Source organism: Catenovulum sediminis (assembly GCF_007289895.1).
Taxonomy (GTDB): domain Bacteria; phylum Pseudomonadota; class Gammaproteobacteria; order Enterobacterales; family Alteromonadaceae; genus Catenovulum; species Catenovulum sediminis.
In genome coordinates this window covers 1,783,103-1,802,740 of record NZ_CP041660.1, presented here as the reverse complement: position 1 = coordinate 1,802,740, position 19,638 = coordinate 1,783,103, and the positions used below count along the sequence as shown (strand labels likewise).

General features: G+C 42.1%; 20 protein-coding genes. 18 read left to right on the top strand and 2 right to left on the bottom strand.

Features of this window, described 5'->3' with window-relative positions; all coding sequences use genetic code 11:
• The first annotated feature begins 14 nt into the window (after nt 1-14).
• The 18 genes from FNT16_RS07330 (at nt 15) to FNT16_RS07245 (ending at nt 18,091) form a co-directional block, all read left to right on the top strand.
• Nucleotides 15-1,037, top strand: coding sequence for a hypothetical protein (locus tag FNT16_RS07330; protein ID WP_143870976.1), 1,023 nt, complete (start codon nt 15-17; stop codon nt 1,035-1,037).
• Nucleotides 1,027-1,644, top strand: coding sequence for a PilN domain-containing protein (locus tag FNT16_RS07325; RefSeq protein WP_143870975.1), 618 nt, complete (start codon nt 1,027-1,029; stop codon nt 1,642-1,644). The genes FNT16_RS07330 and FNT16_RS07325 overlap by 11 nt, the downstream gene beginning before the upstream one ends.
• Nucleotides 1,641-2,285 carry a type II secretion system protein GspM gene (gene gspM / locus FNT16_RS07320; protein WP_143870974.1) on the top strand — a complete coding sequence of 215 codons (645 nt, stop codon included), beginning with the start codon at nt 1,641-1,643 and terminating at the stop codon, nt 2,283-2,285. Before FNT16_RS07325 ends, gspM begins: the two co-directional genes overlap by 4 nt.
• Complete coding sequence (locus FNT16_RS07315) at nt 2,282-2,650, top strand: hypothetical protein (protein ID WP_143870973.1); 369 nt, start codon at nt 2,282-2,284, stop codon at nt 2,648-2,650. Before gspM ends, FNT16_RS07315 begins: the two co-directional genes overlap by 4 nt.
• Complete coding sequence (mshL, locus tag FNT16_RS07310) at nt 2,650-4,293, top strand: pilus (MSHA type) biogenesis protein MshL (protein WP_143870972.1); 1,644 nt, start codon at nt 2,650-2,652, stop codon at nt 4,291-4,293. The genes FNT16_RS07315 and mshL overlap by 1 nt, the downstream gene beginning before the upstream one ends.
• A gap of 3 nt (nt 4,294-4,296) precedes the next feature.
• Nucleotides 4,297-5,235, top strand: coding sequence for an ExeA family protein (locus FNT16_RS07305; protein ID WP_143870971.1), 939 nt, complete (start codon nt 4,297-4,299; stop codon nt 5,233-5,235).
• A complete protein-coding gene (locus FNT16_RS07300; RefSeq protein ID WP_143870970.1) occupies nt 5,232-6,386 on the top strand; it encodes a tetratricopeptide repeat protein in 1,155 nt (384 codons plus the stop codon). The genes FNT16_RS07305 and FNT16_RS07300 overlap by 4 nt, the downstream gene beginning before the upstream one ends.
• Nucleotides 6,379-8,142: a GspE/PulE family protein gene (locus FNT16_RS07295; protein WP_143870969.1), complete on the top strand. Its 1,764-nt coding sequence runs from the start codon at nt 6,379-6,381 to the stop codon at nt 8,140-8,142. Before FNT16_RS07300 ends, FNT16_RS07295 begins: the two co-directional genes overlap by 8 nt.
• A complete protein-coding gene (locus tag FNT16_RS07290; protein ID WP_143870968.1) occupies nt 8,129-9,418 on the top strand; it encodes a type II secretion system F family protein in 1,290 nt (429 codons plus the stop codon). Before FNT16_RS07295 ends, FNT16_RS07290 begins: the two co-directional genes overlap by 14 nt.
• Before the next feature lies 1 nt (nt 9,419).
• Complete coding sequence (locus FNT16_RS07285; RefSeq protein ID WP_143870967.1) at nt 9,420-9,917, top strand: hypothetical protein; 498 nt, start codon at nt 9,420-9,422, stop codon at nt 9,915-9,917.
• Nucleotides 9,914-10,513, top strand: a complete 600-nt coding sequence (locus tag FNT16_RS07280) for a type II secretion system protein (protein WP_143870966.1) — start codon at nt 9,914-9,916, stop codon at nt 10,511-10,513. Before FNT16_RS07285 ends, FNT16_RS07280 begins: the two co-directional genes overlap by 4 nt.
• A 149-nt stretch (nt 10,514-10,662) precedes the next feature.
• A complete protein-coding gene (locus FNT16_RS20980; protein ID WP_143870965.1) occupies nt 10,663-11,109 on the top strand; it encodes a type II secretion system protein in 447 nt (148 codons plus the stop codon).
• Between the two features lie 64 nt (nt 11,110-11,173).
• Entirely contained in the window at nt 11,174-11,665 is a 492-nt protein-coding gene (locus FNT16_RS20975; protein WP_281281899.1) for a prepilin-type N-terminal cleavage/methylation domain-containing protein, read from the top strand.
• A complete protein-coding gene (locus FNT16_RS07265) occupies nt 11,662-12,219 on the top strand; it encodes a type IV pilus modification PilV family protein (protein ID WP_143870963.1) in 558 nt (185 codons plus the stop codon). The genes FNT16_RS20975 and FNT16_RS07265 overlap by 4 nt, the downstream gene beginning before the upstream one ends.
• Nucleotides 12,219-13,046 carry a type II secretion system protein gene (locus tag FNT16_RS07260; RefSeq protein WP_143870962.1) on the top strand — a complete coding sequence of 276 codons (828 nt, stop codon included), beginning with the start codon at nt 12,219-12,221 and terminating at the stop codon, nt 13,044-13,046. The genes FNT16_RS07265 and FNT16_RS07260 overlap by 1 nt, the downstream gene beginning before the upstream one ends.
• Nucleotides 13,036-13,479, top strand: a complete 444-nt coding sequence (locus tag FNT16_RS07255) for a hypothetical protein (RefSeq protein WP_143870961.1) — start codon at nt 13,036-13,038, stop codon at nt 13,477-13,479. Before FNT16_RS07260 ends, FNT16_RS07255 begins: the two co-directional genes overlap by 11 nt.
• Complete coding sequence (locus tag FNT16_RS07250) at nt 13,476-16,973, top strand: LamG domain-containing protein (RefSeq protein WP_143870960.1); 3,498 nt, start codon at nt 13,476-13,478, stop codon at nt 16,971-16,973. Before FNT16_RS07255 ends, FNT16_RS07250 begins: the two co-directional genes overlap by 4 nt.
• A gap of 125 nt (nt 16,974-17,098) precedes the next feature.
• Nucleotides 17,099-18,091, top strand: a complete 993-nt coding sequence (locus FNT16_RS07245) for a nucleotidyl cyclase domain-containing protein (protein ID WP_143870959.1) — start codon at nt 17,099-17,101, stop codon at nt 18,089-18,091.
• Here FNT16_RS07245 and yciH read toward each other — a convergent pair.
• Both yciH and mtnK read right to left on the bottom strand, forming a co-directional pair.
• Nucleotides 18,088-18,402, bottom strand: a complete 315-nt coding sequence (yciH, locus tag FNT16_RS07240) for a stress response translation initiation inhibitor YciH (protein WP_143870958.1) — start codon at nt 18,400-18,402, stop codon at nt 18,088-18,090. The two genes, FNT16_RS07245 and yciH, sit on opposite strands and share 4 nt — an antisense overlap.
• A 23-nt stretch (nt 18,403-18,425) precedes the next feature.
• A complete protein-coding gene (gene mtnK, locus FNT16_RS07235) occupies nt 18,426-19,631 on the bottom strand; it encodes an S-methyl-5-thioribose kinase (protein ID WP_143870957.1) in 1,206 nt (401 codons plus the stop codon).
• Nucleotides 19,632-19,638 lie beyond the last annotated feature (7 nt).

The window sequence follows — 19,638 nt, the reverse complement described above, 5'->3', positions numbered from 1 at the left end:
GCTAGCTTTGCTCGGTGTTTAACAAAAGCGCCACCATTATCTCGTTATATAAGCCTATGTTAAACCCAATACAAAAATTATTAAGTAAAATTACAAGAAAAAAAGAGAGTAAATATCAAGCTTCTTTAATGATGGCAACCCATGCCTTGTATTTGCTCATTTATCAAAACGGCGAAAAGAAACCTATTTATGCAAAAAGCCTAGAAAAACAAGAAGAACACAGTTGGAACGAAAGCATTAAAGCCATTTTAGATAATGAGTATTTAGCAAGTGCACGATTAAATATTGTTTTACCCGGCTCAGAATACCAGATGCTAATAGTCGACAGACCCGAGGTTGAAGAGCAAGAGCTGCTAAATGCACTGCGCTATTCAGCAGTTGAGTATGTCAGTGGCAATCTGGAAGACATAGTCGTCGAATATTTTGATATTCCAGTTCAGCCCAGTGGGCAAAAAAAGGTAAACCTAATTGCCGCTAATCGCACTTTTATCCAAGACTTATTAAAACTCACATTACCCAAGTGCAATGAATTACAGCGTATAACCGTTGATGAATTAGCTTATTTAGACTTGTTTAGAGAAGACCATGATGCCTCTATGCTGGTTGTGCATCAGCCAAAAGAAGAGTTATTAATGCAAATTGTCAAAGACGGACAAATCTATTTTTTCCGTCGTATTCGCGGATACCTAAAATTAGATACATTCGCAGAACTGGAGATTTCTCATGGCGCAGCGGATGGATTAAGCTTAGAAATTCAACGCTCATTAGACTATTTTGAAAGTCAATTACATCAACCGCCAGTAAAGCGTATTTATGTAGCTGTGCAATCCCCACATCAAGCTTTATTAATTGATAAAATAGGTGAAAATTTCAGCTTACCCGTACTGCCGCTAAAAAACAGACTGGCGGACGAATTGCCCGAAGATTCAGATAATCAGGGGTATTTTCCGGCAATTGGTGCGGTGCAGGAATTACTGCATACTATCGAACAAAATGAATTGACGCCGCGACAAGGAGAAAAGCTCCATGAAGCGTAATATCAATTTTTACCTTGAAGAATTTAAACCGAAACCCGATCCACTATCACTCAATAATGCGCTTTCTGTCTGGTTAGTGGTGTTTACCATTATGGCCGGTATGAGCTATTGGATAACAGAGAAAGCAAAAACAACCGATAAATTATATCAAGAACTCAATCTATCGATAAAACAAAAAGAAAGTTTAGTGAATGAATTTGAAAACGCCTTGAACACGCGTGCACCCGACCCATACCTAGAAAACTCAATACAAAATTTAATACGCGAAATCAGTGGCAAAAATCAAATAAAAGAATTGATACAGGGTCGTCAACAACAGCAAAGTCAGACGGGCTTTTCGCTATTAATGTCAGATTTAGCCAACATGTATCAACCCGGCTTATGGTTAGAAAAAATCACTTATACTGAGCAAACCATTAAATTAGCTGGCGCTGCGAATCAAGTTGCTAAAATTCCGAATTGGTTGCAAAAATTAAGTCACTCCAAATATTTTTCAGGTTTAGAGTTTAAAGACTTAACGATGACCGCTTCACAAAATGGCTTGTATACCCACTTTGCAATCGCCAACCAAAATACCGAAGATACAGTAGTTAGTGAACAACCATGAAAGAACAGTGGCTAAATATTCAAGAAAAATATAGCGGGCTCGCCAAACGCGAAAAAATAATTATATTCGCATCCGGCAGCCTATTAATTTGTTATGTTTTTATCATGCTGATCATTGAACCACGCTGGACGGCCCATAGCGAGCAACAGAAACAATTAGCACAGCTGCAACAGCAATTTACGACGTTAACTGAAACCTCAGACAGCTTGCAAGGTGCATTAAAAGTTGATGTAAACTTACCGTTAAAACAACAAGTTGATACATTAAAAAAACGCTTAACTGAACTAGACAAAGAATTGAAAGCAATTTCTGCAGAATTGGTTGATGCGCAGCAAATGGCGGCCTTGTTACAAGATATGCTCAGTCAAACCAAAGGCGTAAAATTACTCAGTTTGAAGTCACTGCCCGCTAAAAACCTGTTATCTGACGACAATGAACAAGCAGACTTATATCAGCAAGTTTTAAAAATTAAACTAGAAGGTCGTTATCAAGATCTATATCAGTTTTTAAAACAGGTTGAAACGTTACCTTGGCAGGTGAATTGGAACAACTTTGAATACAAAGTAATACAATACCCAAAAGGCCAACTATCTGTCGAAATTATTACACTGAGTTTAAGTGAAGGGATAATGGGCGTATGATTGCAAATAAAAACTATCCTTTATTATCTATGCTTCTGTTTTTATTCAGCTTTCAATGCTGTGCCATAAACGACCCCACATTGCCGGATTTCAGTGTCCTTAACAGTTCAGCTAGCACATATAAAACACCTACAAAAACCGCTGAATTCAAGCTGCAAGCAATATCCTATATGGGGAATAAATACACAGCAATCATCAATAATAAAATCTATACTGAAAAACAGTGGCTTAATTCGAGCACACAATTAGTTAAAATAAGCCAAGATGGGGTTATACTCAATCAGAGTGGACAAACAAAAAAATTACAATTACGGTCTGTGAAAATAAAAACTGAACCCAATAACAGCCAAAAGCGCGAGTCATAATGATAAACAGACAACTCACATTTTTGTTAGCAATATTTCTGCTGCAAGCTTGCCAAAACGCCAGCTTAAATAGTGATATTAAAGAAGCGTTAAAAAATGAGCCAAGCAAAACGGACGGTAAAACGCCAATCCCTGCGCAAGTCTTTGCAGATCTAACCCCTCAACTGAGACAAATTGCACCGCAGCCACTACAAAATGAAAAACGATATGACATAGAAGCGCAAGATGTTGCGGTTGAACCTTTTTTTAGAAACTTAGTCAGTGACACGCCTTTAAACCTTGTGGTTCATCCTTCCGTTAGTGGTACTTTAACTTTGTCTTTAAAAGGCGTTACTTTAGCCGAGGTCATTGAAGTTGTCAGTGACATATATGGTTACGATATCAAATTGAAAGGGCGATTATTACAAATTTATCCGGCGGGTATGCGCACAGAAACCATAGCGGTAAATTATTTAGCCATGCAACGTAATGGCGCATCGTTCACATCCATTACATCAGGCGGTGTCAGCAACTCATCAAATAACAGCAATAACAATGGCAGTGGTTCAAACAACTCAAATTTAGGGTTGTCCGGCGCACAGAATGGGCAAAGCAATAGCGGTTCCGGTATGCAAGGGAACCAAGGTGGCAATGGCACTAGTATTGTATCTAGTAGTCAAAACGATTTTTGGCAAGAGCTAAAAGATGCACTTAAAAGTTTGCTCGATAGCCAAGACGGGCGCAGTATAATTGTCAATCCACAAGCGGGTTTAGTGACAGTACGAGCGTTTCCAGATGAAATCAGAAGTGTACGCGAATTTTTAGCCGCCACACAGCAACAGATGCAACGGCAAGTGATCTTAGAAGCTAAAGTGATTGAAGTAAGCTTAAATGACAATTACCAACAAGGCATTGAATGGCGCAGTGTATTAGGTTCAATAGATTCTACCAGTATCGGTTCAGTCAGAACTGGCGCGACGCTAGGCGATACCATTAGCAATGTTTTAGGCGGTGTCACTCGTGTAACTTTTGATAATGGTGACTTCTCCGGTCTCATTAACTTGCTAGAAACGCAAGGTAATGTACAAGTGTTGTCCAGCCCTAGATTGACCGCCTCTAACAATCAAAAAGCGGTCATCAAAGTAGGTACCGATGAATATTATGTCACCGATGTTTCTACCACTACAGTGACTGGCACAGCAACTACTTCAACACCCAATATTGAATTAGAACCCTTTTTCAGCGGGATAGCGTTAGATGTGACGCCTCAGATAGATGCTGACGGCGGGGTGATCTTGCATGTTCATCCTTCGGTTATAGATACCAGTGAACAAATTAAAGTGGTGACCCTTGATCAGCAAAACTTTACCTTACCACTGGCGCAAAGTAACGTGCGCGAATCCGATACCATAATAAAAGCACAGTCAGGTGAAATAGTCGTGATTGGTGGTTTGATGCAAACAGTCACACGCGATCTAGATTCACAAACCCCCATCTTAGGTGACATCCCTTGGGTAGGTGAACTATTTAAATCAAAAAAATCAGAAACGCAGAAAAAAGAGCTGATTATCTTGATTAAACCCACTGTCGTTGGTGAAGGAACTTGGCAAGAGCAATTACAGCGTTCCTCAGACCTATTGCAACAATGGTATAACGCGGAGTAATTTGTGTACCTGTATCATTTTGGCTTAAAAGAATTACCTTTTGCATTGACTCCGAATACGCAGTTTTTCCTGGGGCTGCCGAGCCACCATGAAGCGCTGCAAACCCTGATTACCGCATTAAAAATGGGTGAAGGATTCGTCAAAATTACAGGTGAAGTGGGCACGGGTAAAACACTGCTGTGCAGAAAGTTAATGAACGAGCTAGATGAGAATTTTCAAACCGCTTATATTCCCAACCCATACCTGCAACCAGAAGAGCTCAAAACCGCCGTTGCAGAAGAGCTGGGGCTAGACTGTAGTCAAATTTCAAGCGCTAACCTAACACAAAAAATCCAACAAAAGCTGATGCAAATATGTGCACAAGGCAAACAACTGGTTTTAATTTTAGACGAAGCGCAAGTCTTACCGGATGAAAGTTTAGAAACTTTAAGACTATTTACCAATCTAGAAACTGAAAATCGTAAGCTAATTCAACTGGTTTTATTTGCCCAACCTGAGTTAGATGTACGTTTATCCCAACACGCGCTGAGGCAGATTAAACAGCGTATTACTTTCTCTTTTACGCTTAATGAGTTGTCACAACAACAAGTTCAGGCTTACTTGCATCACAGAATGACAATCGCAGGCTATCAAGGGATGCCGGCATTTCCGCTAGATGTCTGTCATCAACTTTATCAAGCGAGTTCTGGAACCCCCAGACTTCTGAATATTTTGGCCCATAAATGTTTGATGCTGGCGTTCGGTGAAGGCAAGCAAAACATCAACTTGGCACATGCAAAGCAAGCTATTTTGGATACCGAAAGTTGTCATAGTGGCAATATTCGTCACCTGCAAACGGTAAAATCTATATTGACCAACCGTAAAATAATGCCCAGTGTTTTGGGGGTGTTAACCATTGTCACCATTGGACTTGTCATCGGGTTGAGCAGAGGCATGTTATGAGTGTCATCAACCAAATGCTAAAAGATTTAGATAAACGTCAGTCAAACGAAACTGAGGTGCAAGCTGACTACCCTAAAATATCACCTAATAGCGAACAACAAAAACGCCGACCCAGTGTTTCTTTTATTATTGTGGTTGTACTTTTAGTCGCCATATCCGCTTATTTTTGGCTAACGACCCAACCTGTTACAGAAAGGAAGGAAATCATTCCAACAACAATTGAAGCGCCCACTCAGGCTTCTAATCAAGCCGCTTTGCAAAAATCCAGCCCTGCAACCACAGTGGTAAGCTCGCAATCCACAGATAATCAGCCAACCGATACGACAACTGAGCAACAAACAGTTATAAGACCCAGCATCATAAAAGCGCAAACGGCCGCGCAAGCACAACAAAAAGAAACGCCCGTGACCACAAAGGCAAGCACCGCGGCGCAAAAACGTACAGCGCAAGAAACAACAGCAGCAAACATTAACCAGCCGCAAACTGCTGATAATAAAATGGCAACTAAAACTTCACAGCAAAGCACTAAAACAGTCAAAAACTCACATATATCAATTGCGCCAACGAAAGCCAGTGACGAAGAAATAGCACAAGCTAAACTGAAACAAGCTAAAGCACTGTTAAACAAAGGTCACTTTGCAAAAGCAGAAAGCCTGCTTAACGATGCAATTGCTTTAAAGCCAGATTTACACGAAGCGCGCATTACTTTAGTGAGCATGCGTTATGGCGAACAAAATCCACAAGCCGCGCTGGCGTTATTGCAACAAGGTATACAAAACTTCCCCGATAATCCTGAGTATGCATTATTAGCCGCCAGAATATTATTAGAACAAAACCGGGCAGAGTTAGCCTGGCAAGTATTGCAAAATCAGCCCCCTAGCATAGTCATGCACCCGCAGTTTTATCAGTTTAAAGCCAGTTTGGCACAGCGACGTGAAGACTGGTCATCTGCATATCAGATTTGGCAACAACTTCTAGACTTAAACCCACAACAAGGCGCTTGGCTATTAGGAGCTGCAATAGCAGCAGATCAGTTAGACAAGACAGACAGTGCAATACCATTATATAAACAAGCTTTAAACAGTGCGCAGCTAAGCGAAGCCTCCTTGACCTTTATACGCGAACGACTTAAAGGACTCGGCCATGATTAAACCTAAACTAAAAAAACGCCTTGGCGATCTATTGGTTGAAGAAGGGATAATCACAGAAGGCCAGTTAATGGCCGCTTTGCAACAACAAAAAGAATCCGGCAGAAAATTAGGCGCGACATTAATAGATTCTGGTGCAATATCAGAGCGCCAGTTACTGACTTTCTTAGCCCAACAGCTCAATGTTCCCTACTGGGATATTTCACAAAAACGATTAAATGCTAATCTAGTTAATAAGCTCCCCGAAGTTGTTGCCCGCCGACATCGTGTTTTATTAATCGAAGAAGAAGAAAAACACTATGTTATCGGTATGAGCGACCCTGCCGATATCAATGCAGTAGATGCGGTCGCAGATCGCCTTATCGAAAAAGAATTAAAAATAGTCGCCGTTAAAGAGAGTCAAATATTAGAAGCGTTTGACAGCTTGTATCGCCGTACCGCTGACATTCAATCATTTGCCTCGCAGTTAGAAGATGAATATAACGAAACGGAAGACTTTAATCTTAATACCTTTGCGACTGACGGTGACGAAGAAGAAGCAACGGTCGCAAAACTACTAAACACAATCTTTGAAGACGCTGTGCAGGTTAAAGCCTCTGACATTCATATCGAACCAGATGAAAGATCATTGCGTATCCGGCAACGTGTTGACGGTGTCTTGCAAGAGTCGACGTTAAATGAAGCCCGTATCGCCCAAGCACTGGTTTTGCGACTCAAGTTGATGGCTGGGCTAGACATTTCCGAAAAGCGACTGCCACAAGATGGGCGTTTTAACATTCGAGTACGGGGTAAAAGCATTGATATTCGGATGTCAACCATGCCGATTCAATACGGCGAATCGGTTGTTATGCGTTTATTAGACCAAAGTGGTGGCATACTTTCACTTGATCAAACAGGTATGCCGGCTGACATTCTCAAGCGCTTTAGAGATGTCATGCAAAGGCCAAATGGCATGATTTTAGTTACCGGGCCAACCGGCTCGGGTAAAACAACCACTTTGTATGGCGCACTAAGTGAGTTAAACCAGCCTTCAACTAAAATTATTACGGTTGAAGATCCTGTTGAATACCGTTTATCTCGAATTAATCAGGTACAGGTCAATAGCAAGATTAATTTATCTTTTGCCAGTGTTTTAAGAACCGCATTACGACAAGATCCAGATATAATCATGGTCGGTGAGATGCGTGATCAGGAAACTGTCGAAATTGGATTACGCGGCGCACTCACAGGCCACCTTGTGCTGTCAACACTCCACACTAATGACTCGATCAGTAGTGCGATCCGTTTAATTGATATGGGCGCACCGGGCTATTTAGTTGCCAGCTCACTGAGAGCCATTATAGCGCAGCGTCTAATCAGAAAAGTCTGTGACAATTGCACAGCAGAATACCAGCCTACCGCTAGCGAAAAAGTCTGGTTATCCGGTTTAGCCGGAAAATATCTTAATGATATGAAGTTTGTGGTCGGTCAGGGCTGCCAAACTTGTAACTATGTGGGTTACCGAGGCCGGATTGGGGTCTTCGAATTTCTTGAAATTGATGATGACATGGTCAATGCATTAAAACGAGATGATACAGAGGCCTTCGCACACCATGCCAAAGCCAGTCCATACTTTCAAAGTTTGGCGCAGGCAGCGCTAGAATATGCAAAACAAGGAACCACATCAGTTGCAGAAGTTTTACGTTTAGTTGAAAGTGTCGCAGAGTTAGACAGGATCGCCCAATCGTTAGAACATGAGGCTGAAGATGGCGCGATATAGTTATAAAGGAAAATTAGCCGGTAAAACAGTTAACGGTGAAATCGAAGCTGCCAATGAAGCCGCTGCCGCAGCAGCTCTAAAGCGTAAAAATGTTGTACCGCTGCAAATTAGCCGCATGCAAACACGCACGCAAACACTCACGCAAACAATGGGTGCACAAAAAGCGGTTAAAAAAACGACCAAAAATACAGCAAATAAACCGACCAGCCTAGCTCAGAAACAGCTTTTTATCCCCAATGTCAGTCTTGAAGATCTCGTTATTTTTTCGCGTCAAATGTATTCATTGGTTAAAGCCGGCATCCCTATTATTCGTGCGATGCAAGGTTTGGCAGACACCACAACTTCAATTCGCCTCAAAGAAGCACTGCAACAAGTGAGCATAGAACTTGAAAAAGGCAAACCACTGGCCAATGCGATGTCTGCTCACCCTAAAATTTTCTCCAGACTATTTGTCAGCATGATTAATGTCGGTGAAAACACGGGGAAACTAGAAGAGGCATTTTTACAACTTGCCCAATATTTAGAAGACGAGCAGGAAACCCGTAAGCGCATTCAATCGGCAACCCGTTACCCAATATTTGTCTTAATCGCAATTGGGCTCGCCTTGTTATTAATGAACTTGTTTGTTATCCCAACATTTGCAGAAATGTTTGCAAAATTCAATGCTGATTTACCTTGGACGACCGTATTATTAGTTTCTAGTTCTAATTTTTTTGTAAACTATTGGTATGTGGTGATTGCCGCAATTATTGTTATGGTTTTTGCCGCCCGAGCGTATGTCAAAACAGAAAAAGGGAAACTCAATTGGTCGCGTTATAAACTGAACATTCCTGTTGTCGGTTCAATCATCGAGCGCTCAACTTTAGCAAGATTTGCACGCTCTTTTGCGATGATGTTGCAAGCCGGTGTACCACTAACACAAGCATTAAACCTAGTCTCTGAAGCATTAGAAAACGACTTTATGAGCAAAAAAGTCCAAGATATCCGCCGCGGTATTGAACGTGGCGACAGTTTATTAAGAACCGCCAATGCCAGTAATCTATTTACGCCTTTGGTCATGCAAATGATAGCGGTCGGTGAAGAAACCGGAAGAATAGATGCCATGTTAGAAGAAGTCGCCGATTTTTACGAAAGAGAAGTTGATTTTGACTTGAAAAGTCTAACCGCCAAAATTGAACCCATTCTTATCTCAATTGTAGCCGGTATGGTCATGATACTGGCGCTAGGTATATTTATGCCAATGTGGGATATGATGGGCGCAATTAAAGGGCAGTAAAATGCATGCCCGCCCGCCAACACAAAACAATACAGCCAGCTTAAAGGTCGCAAAACACTTACTGGCTTTTATTATTTTAATAGCCTTGTGGGGGTTATGGTTAAGCTATTTTGCAGACACGGAAGATGAGAGTAACCATCTCGTTTTTGCAATGACAAGTCATAAACTGCGCGATGCGGTGCAACTCAGCCATGCTGAATGGTTACGAAAAGCCCGGGCTGACACAATCGAGCTATCGAGCGGACATCAGGCGAGTTTAACAACACAGGTTAAAATGACAAAGGCAGGTTGGCCAGAAATTCCCGGCAATAGTTCGGAAGCTTGCCATCAGCTTTGGCAGGCATTGCTGGCAAAACCAGCTAAACTATTAACAATACAGGCAAAAATACAATATAAAGATGGTGCGCAATGCCATTTTAAATTTGGAAGCCAGATAATCATTTATCAGCAACAGACAGGTATAGTAGACACTATTAGCCTTGAGGATAAGCAAGAATGACAGCTAAACGATTCAATACAGGGTTTTCACTGGTAGAGCTGGTGATAGTTATTATAATTCTAGGTTTATTAGCCGCCACCGCTTTACCGAGACTGCTCAGCGTAACAGATGACGCTGAAGATGCGACTGTTGAGGGGGTGGCCGGTGGTTTTGCCACAGCCGTTGGACTGGTTCGCTCACAGTGGGAGCTCGATGGCCGACCAATGGATAATGGTGGGCCGAATTTAGCCACTGTCAATTTAGATGGCGTACTCGTTGCGGTAGACCCAAACAAAGGCTACCCCACTGGTGGAGAAAATGACAACAATTCAAATTCCAGTGCACTAACAGCCGAGGACTGCCGTCAGGTATTCATCAGAATTTTACAAAGTTCTCCTAAGATAACGACCAGCTTTGATGGCAATAACAACCAAAGTTTTTCTGAAAACAACTATTACGCCACAACAGGGTCCAGTAATGGGCAAAATACTTGTTTGTACTATTTAGTACAAACCATTAAAAACAGGGGTGGCGCACCAACAGGGACCGGTATTGGTAACGGTTTTGAATATTTACCGCTGACCGGTCAAGTCAGCGTATTTAGCAATAACCAATAACTTGAGCGTCTCGTATATAGCTCAAAATGCGCAAAAACTGAACGCTGTTGGCAAAATGTACAAAATACTGTGCATTTTACATTGCAAAGAATGGTCAAGCGCTAAAAAATAAACTACATTAAAATTAATTAAAGTCTGTGAGGTAGAATATGAAACAAACACAAGGTTTTACGTTGATCGAACTGATTGTCGTAATTGTTATATTAGGTATATTAGCAGTCACCGCCGCACCTCGATTTATCGATGTGCAAGATGAAGCAGAATTATCAGTAGCCCGCGCGATTGAAGGTTCAATTGTGAGTGCAGTCAATATGGTACATGCCAAAGCCTTGGTTCAAAACACGTTAGGCAACAACGCCAACACCGTAGTTGACACAACGGTTGTTGCAGCGGGCCATGTTGATACAGACTATGGTTATCCTGAAAGCACAGCTCAAGGTATTGGCGCGATTATTGATAAACCTTCAACCTGGTCAATTACTTATTCTGGTAACGATACGACATTTAGCAAAGGAGACTGTTCAGTTATTTATACTCAGCCAACCGGCCCGACAGAAGTGGGTCGCATTACCGGTGCAGCAGAGTGTAACCCTTAAGCCCACTCATTTCTTCTGACAAGCTGAGCGCAAATAAATGTATTTGCGCTCTGAACTGATAATTATGCCCAGAACAGTTCGTCTTACATCCGGTTTTACACTTATAGAACTAATAATTGTCATCATTTTAATCGGTATTTTGTCTGTCACCGCCTTACCCAAACTAGGTTTGCTTAAAAACGATAGCCAGATCAATGAATACCGCGATCGACTGTTATCTTTACTGCGCCACCAACAGTTACAGGCGATGCAAAATACCAATAACAATTGCCACCGCGTTTTAATAAACAGCAATCGTTTTGGTCAACAAAATAACTGCACTTCAAACGTTTTAGAAAATACCTATTCACCCGATTATTTAGGCCTATCTGCCAGCGAAAGTAACCCAGACATCACATTTCTTGCCAATAACTTGGCTATCAACCCTGTATTTGATATTCGATTTAATGCACTAGGCCAGCCTATTGAAGACTGCTTAGGGGGCTGTACAATTCAAATTCAAAGCAGTTATAACCTCACCATTACCATTGAATCTGAGGGGTATATCCACAGATGAGATGTTTAGTTAAAGGCTTCACGCTAATTGAAATGGTTATTGGCATACTGGTGATTTCAATCACTATGGTGTATTTCACAACGATGCTAAATAACAGTACCAAGTTTGTCGCAGACCCTTGGCATCAAATCAGAGCAGCAGAGCTCGGCTCGGCGCTGCTAAATGAAATTATCAGCAAGTCGTTTGATGAAAACTCAGATCGCTCAGGGGGCGCGATTCGCTGTTCTAGCGTTGATACAGGTGCCGTTAACTGTACAACACCTGCAAATCTAGGGGCTGATACCAATGAAGACTCACGTGATGATTATGACGATGTAGATGATTACCATAATTTAAATAGCACAGGTAACGATATCATCGAACTAAGCCTGCCAAACAATAACAACCTTGCAAATAATTACGCACAGTATCAGCTTTCGGTCAGTGTTTTTTACGATGCAAATTTAGATGGAGTCAATGATAATGCAATTGGTACCCATAAACTGATTCAAATTACCGTCACCGACCCAGCAGGTAATCAAAATGCATTTTCTGCCTACCGGAGTAACTATTAATGCGCAAGTGCGCCGCTTTTACTTTAATAGAAATGGTCACCGTGATAGTGGTGTTGAGCATTGTCGGTGTATTTATGTCGCGTTTTATGGGTTGGGGCGCGATGTACTATGTGGATGTCAGCGAACGCCAACTGGTATTGGATGACAGCCGCTTTATTATTGAAAGGCTAACACGAGAACTGAGAACCGCTGTCCCTTATAGTTTGCGTGTTTTAAATGACAATGCCAACAATCAGTCCTGTATCGAATTTATCCCAATAGTGACAAGCGGGCGCTATATTAACATTCCGCTTGCACCTGCTAGCTCGACGCAGTTAACCCTTATCAGCCCGACCAACAGTAATATTTTAGCCGGACAAAATATCAGTATTTACCCAACCAATTCAGCCGACATATATGATACCAGCAACAATCAAACCTTTACCATAGATTCGGTTGATGCAGTGGCGGGCGATGGTAGTCAAGTTATTCATTTTGCATCAGCCAGTTCATTTGCATCGCCTTCTGCTGCGCAAAGATACTATACTTGGACTAACCCGGTCAGTTATTGTTTAGAAAACACAAATATTGTTCGTTACCAAAATTATCCCGCCAGCGCAGTACAAAATACGCGCGCTCAATTGCAAGCGATTAACACCACCAGCTCAAGTTTAATGGCAGAAAATGTATCCAATCAGGTGGCAACAGAAGCGCCTTTTCATGTTACATCCGATGCCAGCCTGATCCGACATGCACAAATTGCGCTGTATCTGGAGTTTTCGCGATTAACTGACGATAATGAAAATATGTTCTTTCACCATTTAGTGCAGATACCCAATGCGCCATAGCGATATCCACGCCCCATATAGGCTCAAAAAGCAAACCGGCAGTAGCTTGGTAATGGCGCTGTTTGTGCTGGTATTTTTATCTGTATTATTGGCCGGTGTAATGCGTTCATTAAATATTGCGGGTATGAACAACGCATATGAAATTATCGGCTTAAGGGCACTCGCAGCAGCGCAAAGTGGTTTAGAAATTTCGCTCAGCCGGCTTTATCCGCTCAACATAAATACCGCAACAGATTGTGCGACGGTTACTGCCAGTGCCGTCAATTTACCTGCAACCAATGGTTTTAATAATTGCCAGTTAAACATTAGTTGCACCACTCGAAGTGGGGTTGTCAATGGTGCTGATTTATTATCCATCACCAGTTTAGCGCAATGTACCGCGGGTGAGTTAACGACATCACGGCAATTAACGATAGAGGCTGTCGCTTTATGAAAAAGCTGTTTTTCCTTTTGCTGCTTGCATTACTGCCCAGCACCGCGTGGTCAGCTGGTTGTGAGGATGTGTTTAGCGCCGCTATTGGTAGCCATCATAGCCAAGGCCAAATCACCATGTACGCCAATAGCCGGATCTCTAACGAACCTCATCCAGATAGATTGCCATTTGTACATATCAGAGATCAAATTGCACCCGATACATGTGGACGTCGGGTTACATGCGGGATTTCCGGACAACCACAAAGCGGTTTAACACTCCCCCCATTCCTAGCTTCGAATAATACTCGATGGATCTCTCTAAATGGAGGACACCATGTATTTAGTGACGAACATAATGGCAATATAACATTGAACTCAAATGCTACTGCAAGCTTTTCTCAAGTCAATGGAACGTATCGGTTTGCTCAATTAACGCTTAATACTGGGGCTGAATTAGTAGTGCCGCCGGGCGACTACTATTTTGGTTCATTAACATTAAACGATACATCAAATATTCGTATAGATGTGAGTCGCGGTCGAGGCACTGTGCGCTTTCACGTACAAAATCAAGTTACTGTAAATAGCCGAGGGATCAACCGAGATGGGGATCCGGATAACCTGGTTATTTATATCCATGCAAATAACTCATATAACAGTTTGGCTTTAAACACGGCATCTGAGATTGTTGGTTTTGTTTATGTTGATGGCGACAACACAACTGGCCGCACAACAATCAATGCCAGTGGTTTAATCAGAGGTAGGCTATCAACGGGTAGCTTGATAATGAACAGTGAAGCTGCTGTAGAATACGCAGGGGTAATCAATCAAGTCGATTTTGGTCATAACGTATGCAGCCAAACAGATACTGCACCTGTGCTGCAAGTGCATTATCAATTTGATCAAGGCAGCGGACAAATAGCAACTGATAGCAGTGCAAACGCGCGAAATTTGACCCTAGGTATTTCAAATGCAGCTGATAACCAAGACCCGAGCTGGCAATGCCATGACACCAACAAAACTTATTTGGCATTTGACGCCTCAGCGAATCAAAGGGCACTGAGCCCCAGTTTTACCCCACCTGCTAATGGTTTGGTAGCTTTTTGGATGAAAGTTGACGCAATGCCAACCAGTAGACAACGCATTTTTGGTTTTGGTGATGGTTTTGAAGCAAGGTGGGAAGCGGGCAATACAATCTATTGGGATATACAAAAAACAGACACAAACACCAGTATCTCATCTAACCTCTCTAATAATGATCTGAACAAGTGGGTGCATCTAGCCATTGCATACAGCAGTAGCAATAATACGTGGAGTGTCTATAAAGATGGTATTCAAGTTGCCCGAGGTAGTGAAACCCTGACAGCACAAGGGCCATCCCAGCTGACGTTAGGGGGTAGTACTTGGCAGCCTAATTCAGAATCATTTAATGGCGCATTAGAAGACTTCAGGATCTACTCAGGGGTATTAAGCCAGCAACAAATAACCAATTTAGCGGCCACCCCACCCGTTGATTGTATCAGCGTTGACCATTATGAGATCACACATGATAGCCAAGCATTAACCTGCAATTCAGCTGCAATAACGGTAAAAGCCTGTGCAACTGCCGACTGCCGCCTGTACGATCAAGTCACACAGGCAAGTTTAACCAAAACCATATCGCGTCGCACTGAGGTTGTCGATAATCATTCATTTACCGGCAGCAAATCAGTCACCTTGCGACAAAGCACTCCGGCGACAATTACTTTAGGGTTGCAAGATCTGTCGCCCAGCGCACCAGTCACTTGCAATGGCAACGGTAATTGTCAGTTGGTCTTTAGCGACTCGGGATTTGTTGTGAGCCAGCAGAATATTGAATCCTGCACAACAGGCACGGTGACCATACAAGCACTAAAATCGGATGGTTCACAAAACTGCGCACCGGCATGGTCAGGTCACAGGCGTTTACAGATATTATTTTCACATCGAAACAAACAAGGAAATGCAGCAATCCAACTGGCTGGCCATGCTTACTCAATCGGACATCGACATACTATCAGCGCATCTTTTGATCGTTCAGCGCAAGCTAGTTTTCATATAAGCTACCCAGATGCCGGAGCGGTGACACTGCAAGTGACTGATCCGGAGGGTATATTAAATACGGGCTCTGCAGTTCAAAATTTCTACCCGAATAAAATCGTCCTGTCCAGTGACAGCACAAACAATCATCCAATCAATTCTGCCTTTAGTTTGAACCTCAGTGCGCAGTGCAGTGACAACAGGGTTACACCCAGTTACCAAGCTAACCAAATGCAATTTGACCTACAAAGAATCAGCCCAGATCCAGCATCTGGAGGGGTAGAGGCCAACTTAACCTACAACAGCAGTAATGGTCAGGTTACATCTCAAAGTGGCTTTAACAACACCAGTGGATTGACCTTTGTTGAAGGCGCCTATAGTCATGCGCAAAGCAAAATAGACGAATACGGCTTGTATCAACTACAAGCAAGAGATCTTAACTATCTATCCGCGACGACGATCACCTCTAACAATCTAACACTCGGTACCTTTATCCCCGCCAGTTTGCAAATTTACAATGCAGCAGACAGCTATCCAAATGGGTATACTGACGCGCGCGCAGCAGGTCAGTATGCGAATCAAATTAACAATAGTTATAGCTATTTAGGACAAAGTTTTTCCTATACAACACGCCCCGTTATTGCGGTACTGGCATTGGACAGCGCTGGTAACGCGATAAAAAATTATACGACTGCGCTAGGCACCGCTAATTTGGTTCTTGATCTTAATAAAGTCAGCTCAGCTGCGACAGATAACGGGTTTACCCTAACCTCTAGCTTTAATGCCGGTATTTTAACGGATAATGCGGATGGCAGCTTTAGCTACCAGCTGGGTGCGGATTCTTTTAGCCATCAAAAAAACGCTCAGCAAAACATCTCCCCTTTTAATACCCATATTCCGATTACATTTGCAGCGGGTGCTTTCTATGACCTCAGCAATGGAGCCATCGCCAGTAGCAGTAAAACCATCACGCCCAACAGTGCTTATATGGTCAATGCACGCCTAAATAGCACAAATAACTATGGCCCAGAAACAGATAACTTACAGATGTTATTAAAGGTTCAATATTTTGATGGTAGCAACTGGCTAACCGCAACGGCTGATAATACGACTCGCCTCGCCTCTTCACAATTTACCATTGGCGGGCAAACTCATGCCGCCAATCAAAACTGGTTAAACCGTTATACGATTAGCAGTGGAGATACGGTTAATCTATTGTCCCCCGCCACGACAACGAACCAAATAAACGCACTTAATGGTCAACTTAATTTCACTTTCGCTGCACCAGGTGCAGGTAACCAAGGTAGCTTAAGCAGTACAATAGACCTGACCAGTATAGAGTATTTACAATACGACTGGGATAACAGCGGCACTTTGAATAGTGCAATAACAACAGAGATGACTTGGGGTATCTTTCGCGGTAATGACAGGGTTATTTTCTGGCGTGAAGTTTATTAGAACCAACAAGCTGCAATATATAGCTATTTTATTTAATTTACGTTCAATAAAGGCGCAATTCACTGCTATGCTTTAATAGTTCGCTCGCAAACAACTCGTGATGGCCCTTATAGAAGGATTTTATTATGCTCGCATCACAATCAAAAACCAAGCTTGTCCATGAAATCGAATTTTACCAGCGCAGTTTATCGATCATTGTTTCGCTGACAAAACAATTAGATTCACTTTCTCTGATTGATTGTCTGCTCACACGTCTATCCAAAACCTCTTTAGTTAAAATGGCTTGCATCTATGAAGTCCATCATACGAATAGTGAATTTATTAGAAGTGCCGCAGATTCCAGCCAACTGATCTTTAAACAAGTGATGGAGCGCCCGTGGCAAGCTAAAGACACCACGGCTGCGCCAGAGATAGCAGTCGATAGCTTTTTAGCACACAAACAAATGACACAAAGAATAGAAGGCAAAGTCAGGGAAATTGTTACCTTTCCTATTATTCCAGAGGAAGGACAAATCGGCCATATATTGTTATTTGAATGCACAGACTTATTGGCGGTAAAAAACTTACTGGCCGGTCATGTCATGACTGTGTTTTGTAACTTACTGACAATATTTGATCGCATGGAACGGGACGTCGTGACTGGCTTATACAACGCTCATACGCTTAATCTATCGCTGATTCGTTATGCACGGTTAGCGTTAATCTTAGCGCATGATGCGAACCGGCAAGCAAATAGAGAGTGGCTTGCAATGCTAAAAATCGTTTATCTTAACCAAGCACAGACCTCAACCAATGAAAAAAAGGAAATTACGCTACATATCGCCTGCGAGCTGAAATCTGTTTTTAGAAATACCGATTTACAATTCAGATATTCAGAAGATGAATTTGTGATGGTTTTAGTATGCGATCATAAATCAGGGGTTGAAAGTGCACTCGATCGCTTTTTAGTCAATACCAAGCAACATAAAATTATTGCACAGCGCCAAGTGCAGCTGTTAGTTTCATTTGCCGAATTTAATTTAAAAGCTTCGGCAAGTGAAACGGTTAGAGAAGTTAAAAAATCACTGTCAAAATTAAAAGGACAAAAACCGCAGGCTGCTTGTTGTGAAGAAGGTTAACCGCCGGCTAATTTCACTTTATAGCCGAGTTTTTCTAATTCTGTTTTAATAATATCCCGTTTATCACCCTGGATTTCAATGATGCCATCCTTTACTGAACCGCCGGTGCCGCACTTTTTCTTAAGTACTTGGGCCAGCTTTTTCAACTCATCCCCAACTAACGGCAAGCCTGCGACCGTTATCACACCTTTTCCTTTTCGACCGGCTGTTTCGCGACGAATTCGTACACATCCATCGGCAAAAGTTTGAGCTTGCTCATGTTCTTTTTCAGGTTCAATTCGACCTTTGTCTGTACTGTATACTAAAACCATAATTTACCCCTTTAATTTACAATTCAACTTGCAGCCAATTTTTCAATACATTGAATGACAGCTTCAATGTCATCTAGCTCAGATGCATTTTTGATCAAGGCCTGACCCAATTTCAACGCACCTAGTTCACATTCAGCGCGTTGCTCTGTCGATTCAATATTGTCTAAATCGGCAACATGTGCCAGCCCAATCGTGCGGCGAATAAGCTCTGTACCCGCATAACCAATGGCATCGACAAAAATTTGTTGTAATGCCAGTTGCTGATATTCAGCAACCTGAAAAGCAACATCTGTAGTTTCAGCTGCCATTAAACGCGCAAATTCTGCAGCAAAAGTAAACCAAATCTGACGAATTTGATCCAGTAAATATTGGCGATATACTTGCGCTACATGGGTTTCGCTTAAACCCGGCTGCCCAGCGTAATTTAATAATAAATTACCAATCACTGAACCTACATCAAACGCAATCGGCCCATAAAAACCAAACTCGGCATCAATCACTTTAGTGCTGCTTTCATTAACAAACACACTACCACTATGCACATCACCATGCAGCAGAGCTTGCGCCTGATTCAAAAATTTATATTTTAACAAGGCGACTTTAGCTTGTAAGTGCGGGTCCGATTGAATTTTCTGCACTTCGCTTTCTAACAACGGATTATAATTATTACGCTCATGCTGACGATATGGGTCTGTAAAAAACAAATCTTCGGTAATCAAACACAACTCTGGATTGATAAACTGAGCGACTTTAGCTTTTTTCTGCTGTGGGTCTAAATAATAATCTGACGTAAAGAATAAGGTTTTGGCTAAATAGGTGCCAATGTGCTGCCCCGCTAAGGGTAATTCTTTTCGTTGTATTAATGCGCTGCGCCAAATCAGGTGATCAGACAAATCTTCCATTACGATCAACGATAAATCACGATCAAACTTAACAATGTGTACTGTGTGCTGCGGGCATATTTTTTCATGCAGCATCAAAACTTCAGCTTCAATTCTTGCTCTATCGGTACTCAGTGGCCAGCTTTCTCCAACACATCTGGCGTAAGGTAAAGCTTGCTTTAAAATCAAAGACCGTCCTGATTTTTGATCAACTACTTTAAAAACTAAATTAAGATTGCCATCACCAAATTCATTAGAGACTAAATCTGCATCTGCGGCAAAAAATTCAACCTCTTGTCTGGCATAGTTTAATGCATCTGTTTCGTTAAAAATTCTATAGTCAGTCATGGCTGGC

What these genes read in the sequence shown, in the direction of transcription:
- FNT16_RS20975 (WP_281281899.1), top strand. Translation starts at nt 11,174, where the DNA reads ATGCCCAGAACAGTTCGTCTTACATCCGGTTTTACACTTATAGAACTA.
- FNT16_RS07255 (WP_143870961.1), top strand. Translation starts at nt 13,036, where the DNA reads ATGCGCCATAGCGATATCCACGCCCCATATAGGCTCAAAAAGCAAACC.
- FNT16_RS07280 (WP_143870966.1), top strand. Translation starts at nt 9,914, where the DNA reads ATGACAGCTAAACGATTCAATACAGGGTTTTCACTGGTAGAGCTGGTG.
- FNT16_RS07285 (WP_143870967.1), top strand. Translation starts at nt 9,420, where the DNA reads ATGCATGCCCGCCCGCCAACACAAAACAATACAGCCAGCTTAAAGGTC.
- FNT16_RS20980 (WP_143870965.1), top strand. Translation starts at nt 10,663, where the DNA reads ATGAAACAAACACAAGGTTTTACGTTGATCGAACTGATTGTCGTAATT.
- mtnK (WP_143870957.1), bottom strand. Translation starts at nt 19,631, where the DNA reads ATGACTGACTATAGAATTTTTAACGAAACAGATGCATTAAACTATGCC.
- FNT16_RS07300 (WP_143870970.1), top strand. Translation starts at nt 5,232, where the DNA reads ATGAGTGTCATCAACCAAATGCTAAAAGATTTAGATAAACGTCAGTCA.
- FNT16_RS07325 (WP_143870975.1), top strand. Translation starts at nt 1,027, where the DNA reads ATGAAGCGTAATATCAATTTTTACCTTGAAGAATTTAAACCGAAACCC.
- FNT16_RS07295 (WP_143870969.1), top strand. Translation starts at nt 6,379, where the DNA reads ATGATTAAACCTAAACTAAAAAAACGCCTTGGCGATCTATTGGTTGAA.
- FNT16_RS07265 (WP_143870963.1), top strand. Translation starts at nt 11,662, where the DNA reads ATGAGATGTTTAGTTAAAGGCTTCACGCTAATTGAAATGGTTATTGGC.
- FNT16_RS07245 (WP_143870959.1), top strand. Translation starts at nt 17,099, where the DNA reads ATGCTCGCATCACAATCAAAAACCAAGCTTGTCCATGAAATCGAATTT.
- yciH (WP_143870958.1), bottom strand. Translation starts at nt 18,402, where the DNA reads ATGGTTTTAGTATACAGTACAGACAAAGGTCGAATTGAACCTGAAAAA.
- mshL (WP_143870972.1), top strand. Translation starts at nt 2,650, where the DNA reads ATGATAAACAGACAACTCACATTTTTGTTAGCAATATTTCTGCTGCAA.
- gspM (WP_143870974.1), top strand. Translation starts at nt 1,641, where the DNA reads ATGAAAGAACAGTGGCTAAATATTCAAGAAAAATATAGCGGGCTCGCC.
- FNT16_RS07260 (WP_143870962.1), top strand. Translation starts at nt 12,219, where the DNA reads ATGCGCAAGTGCGCCGCTTTTACTTTAATAGAAATGGTCACCGTGATA.
- FNT16_RS07290 (WP_143870968.1), top strand. Translation starts at nt 8,129, where the DNA reads ATGGCGCGATATAGTTATAAAGGAAAATTAGCCGGTAAAACAGTTAAC.
- FNT16_RS07250 (WP_143870960.1), top strand. Translation starts at nt 13,476, where the DNA reads ATGAAAAAGCTGTTTTTCCTTTTGCTGCTTGCATTACTGCCCAGCACC.
- FNT16_RS07315 (WP_143870973.1), top strand. Translation starts at nt 2,282, where the DNA reads ATGATTGCAAATAAAAACTATCCTTTATTATCTATGCTTCTGTTTTTA.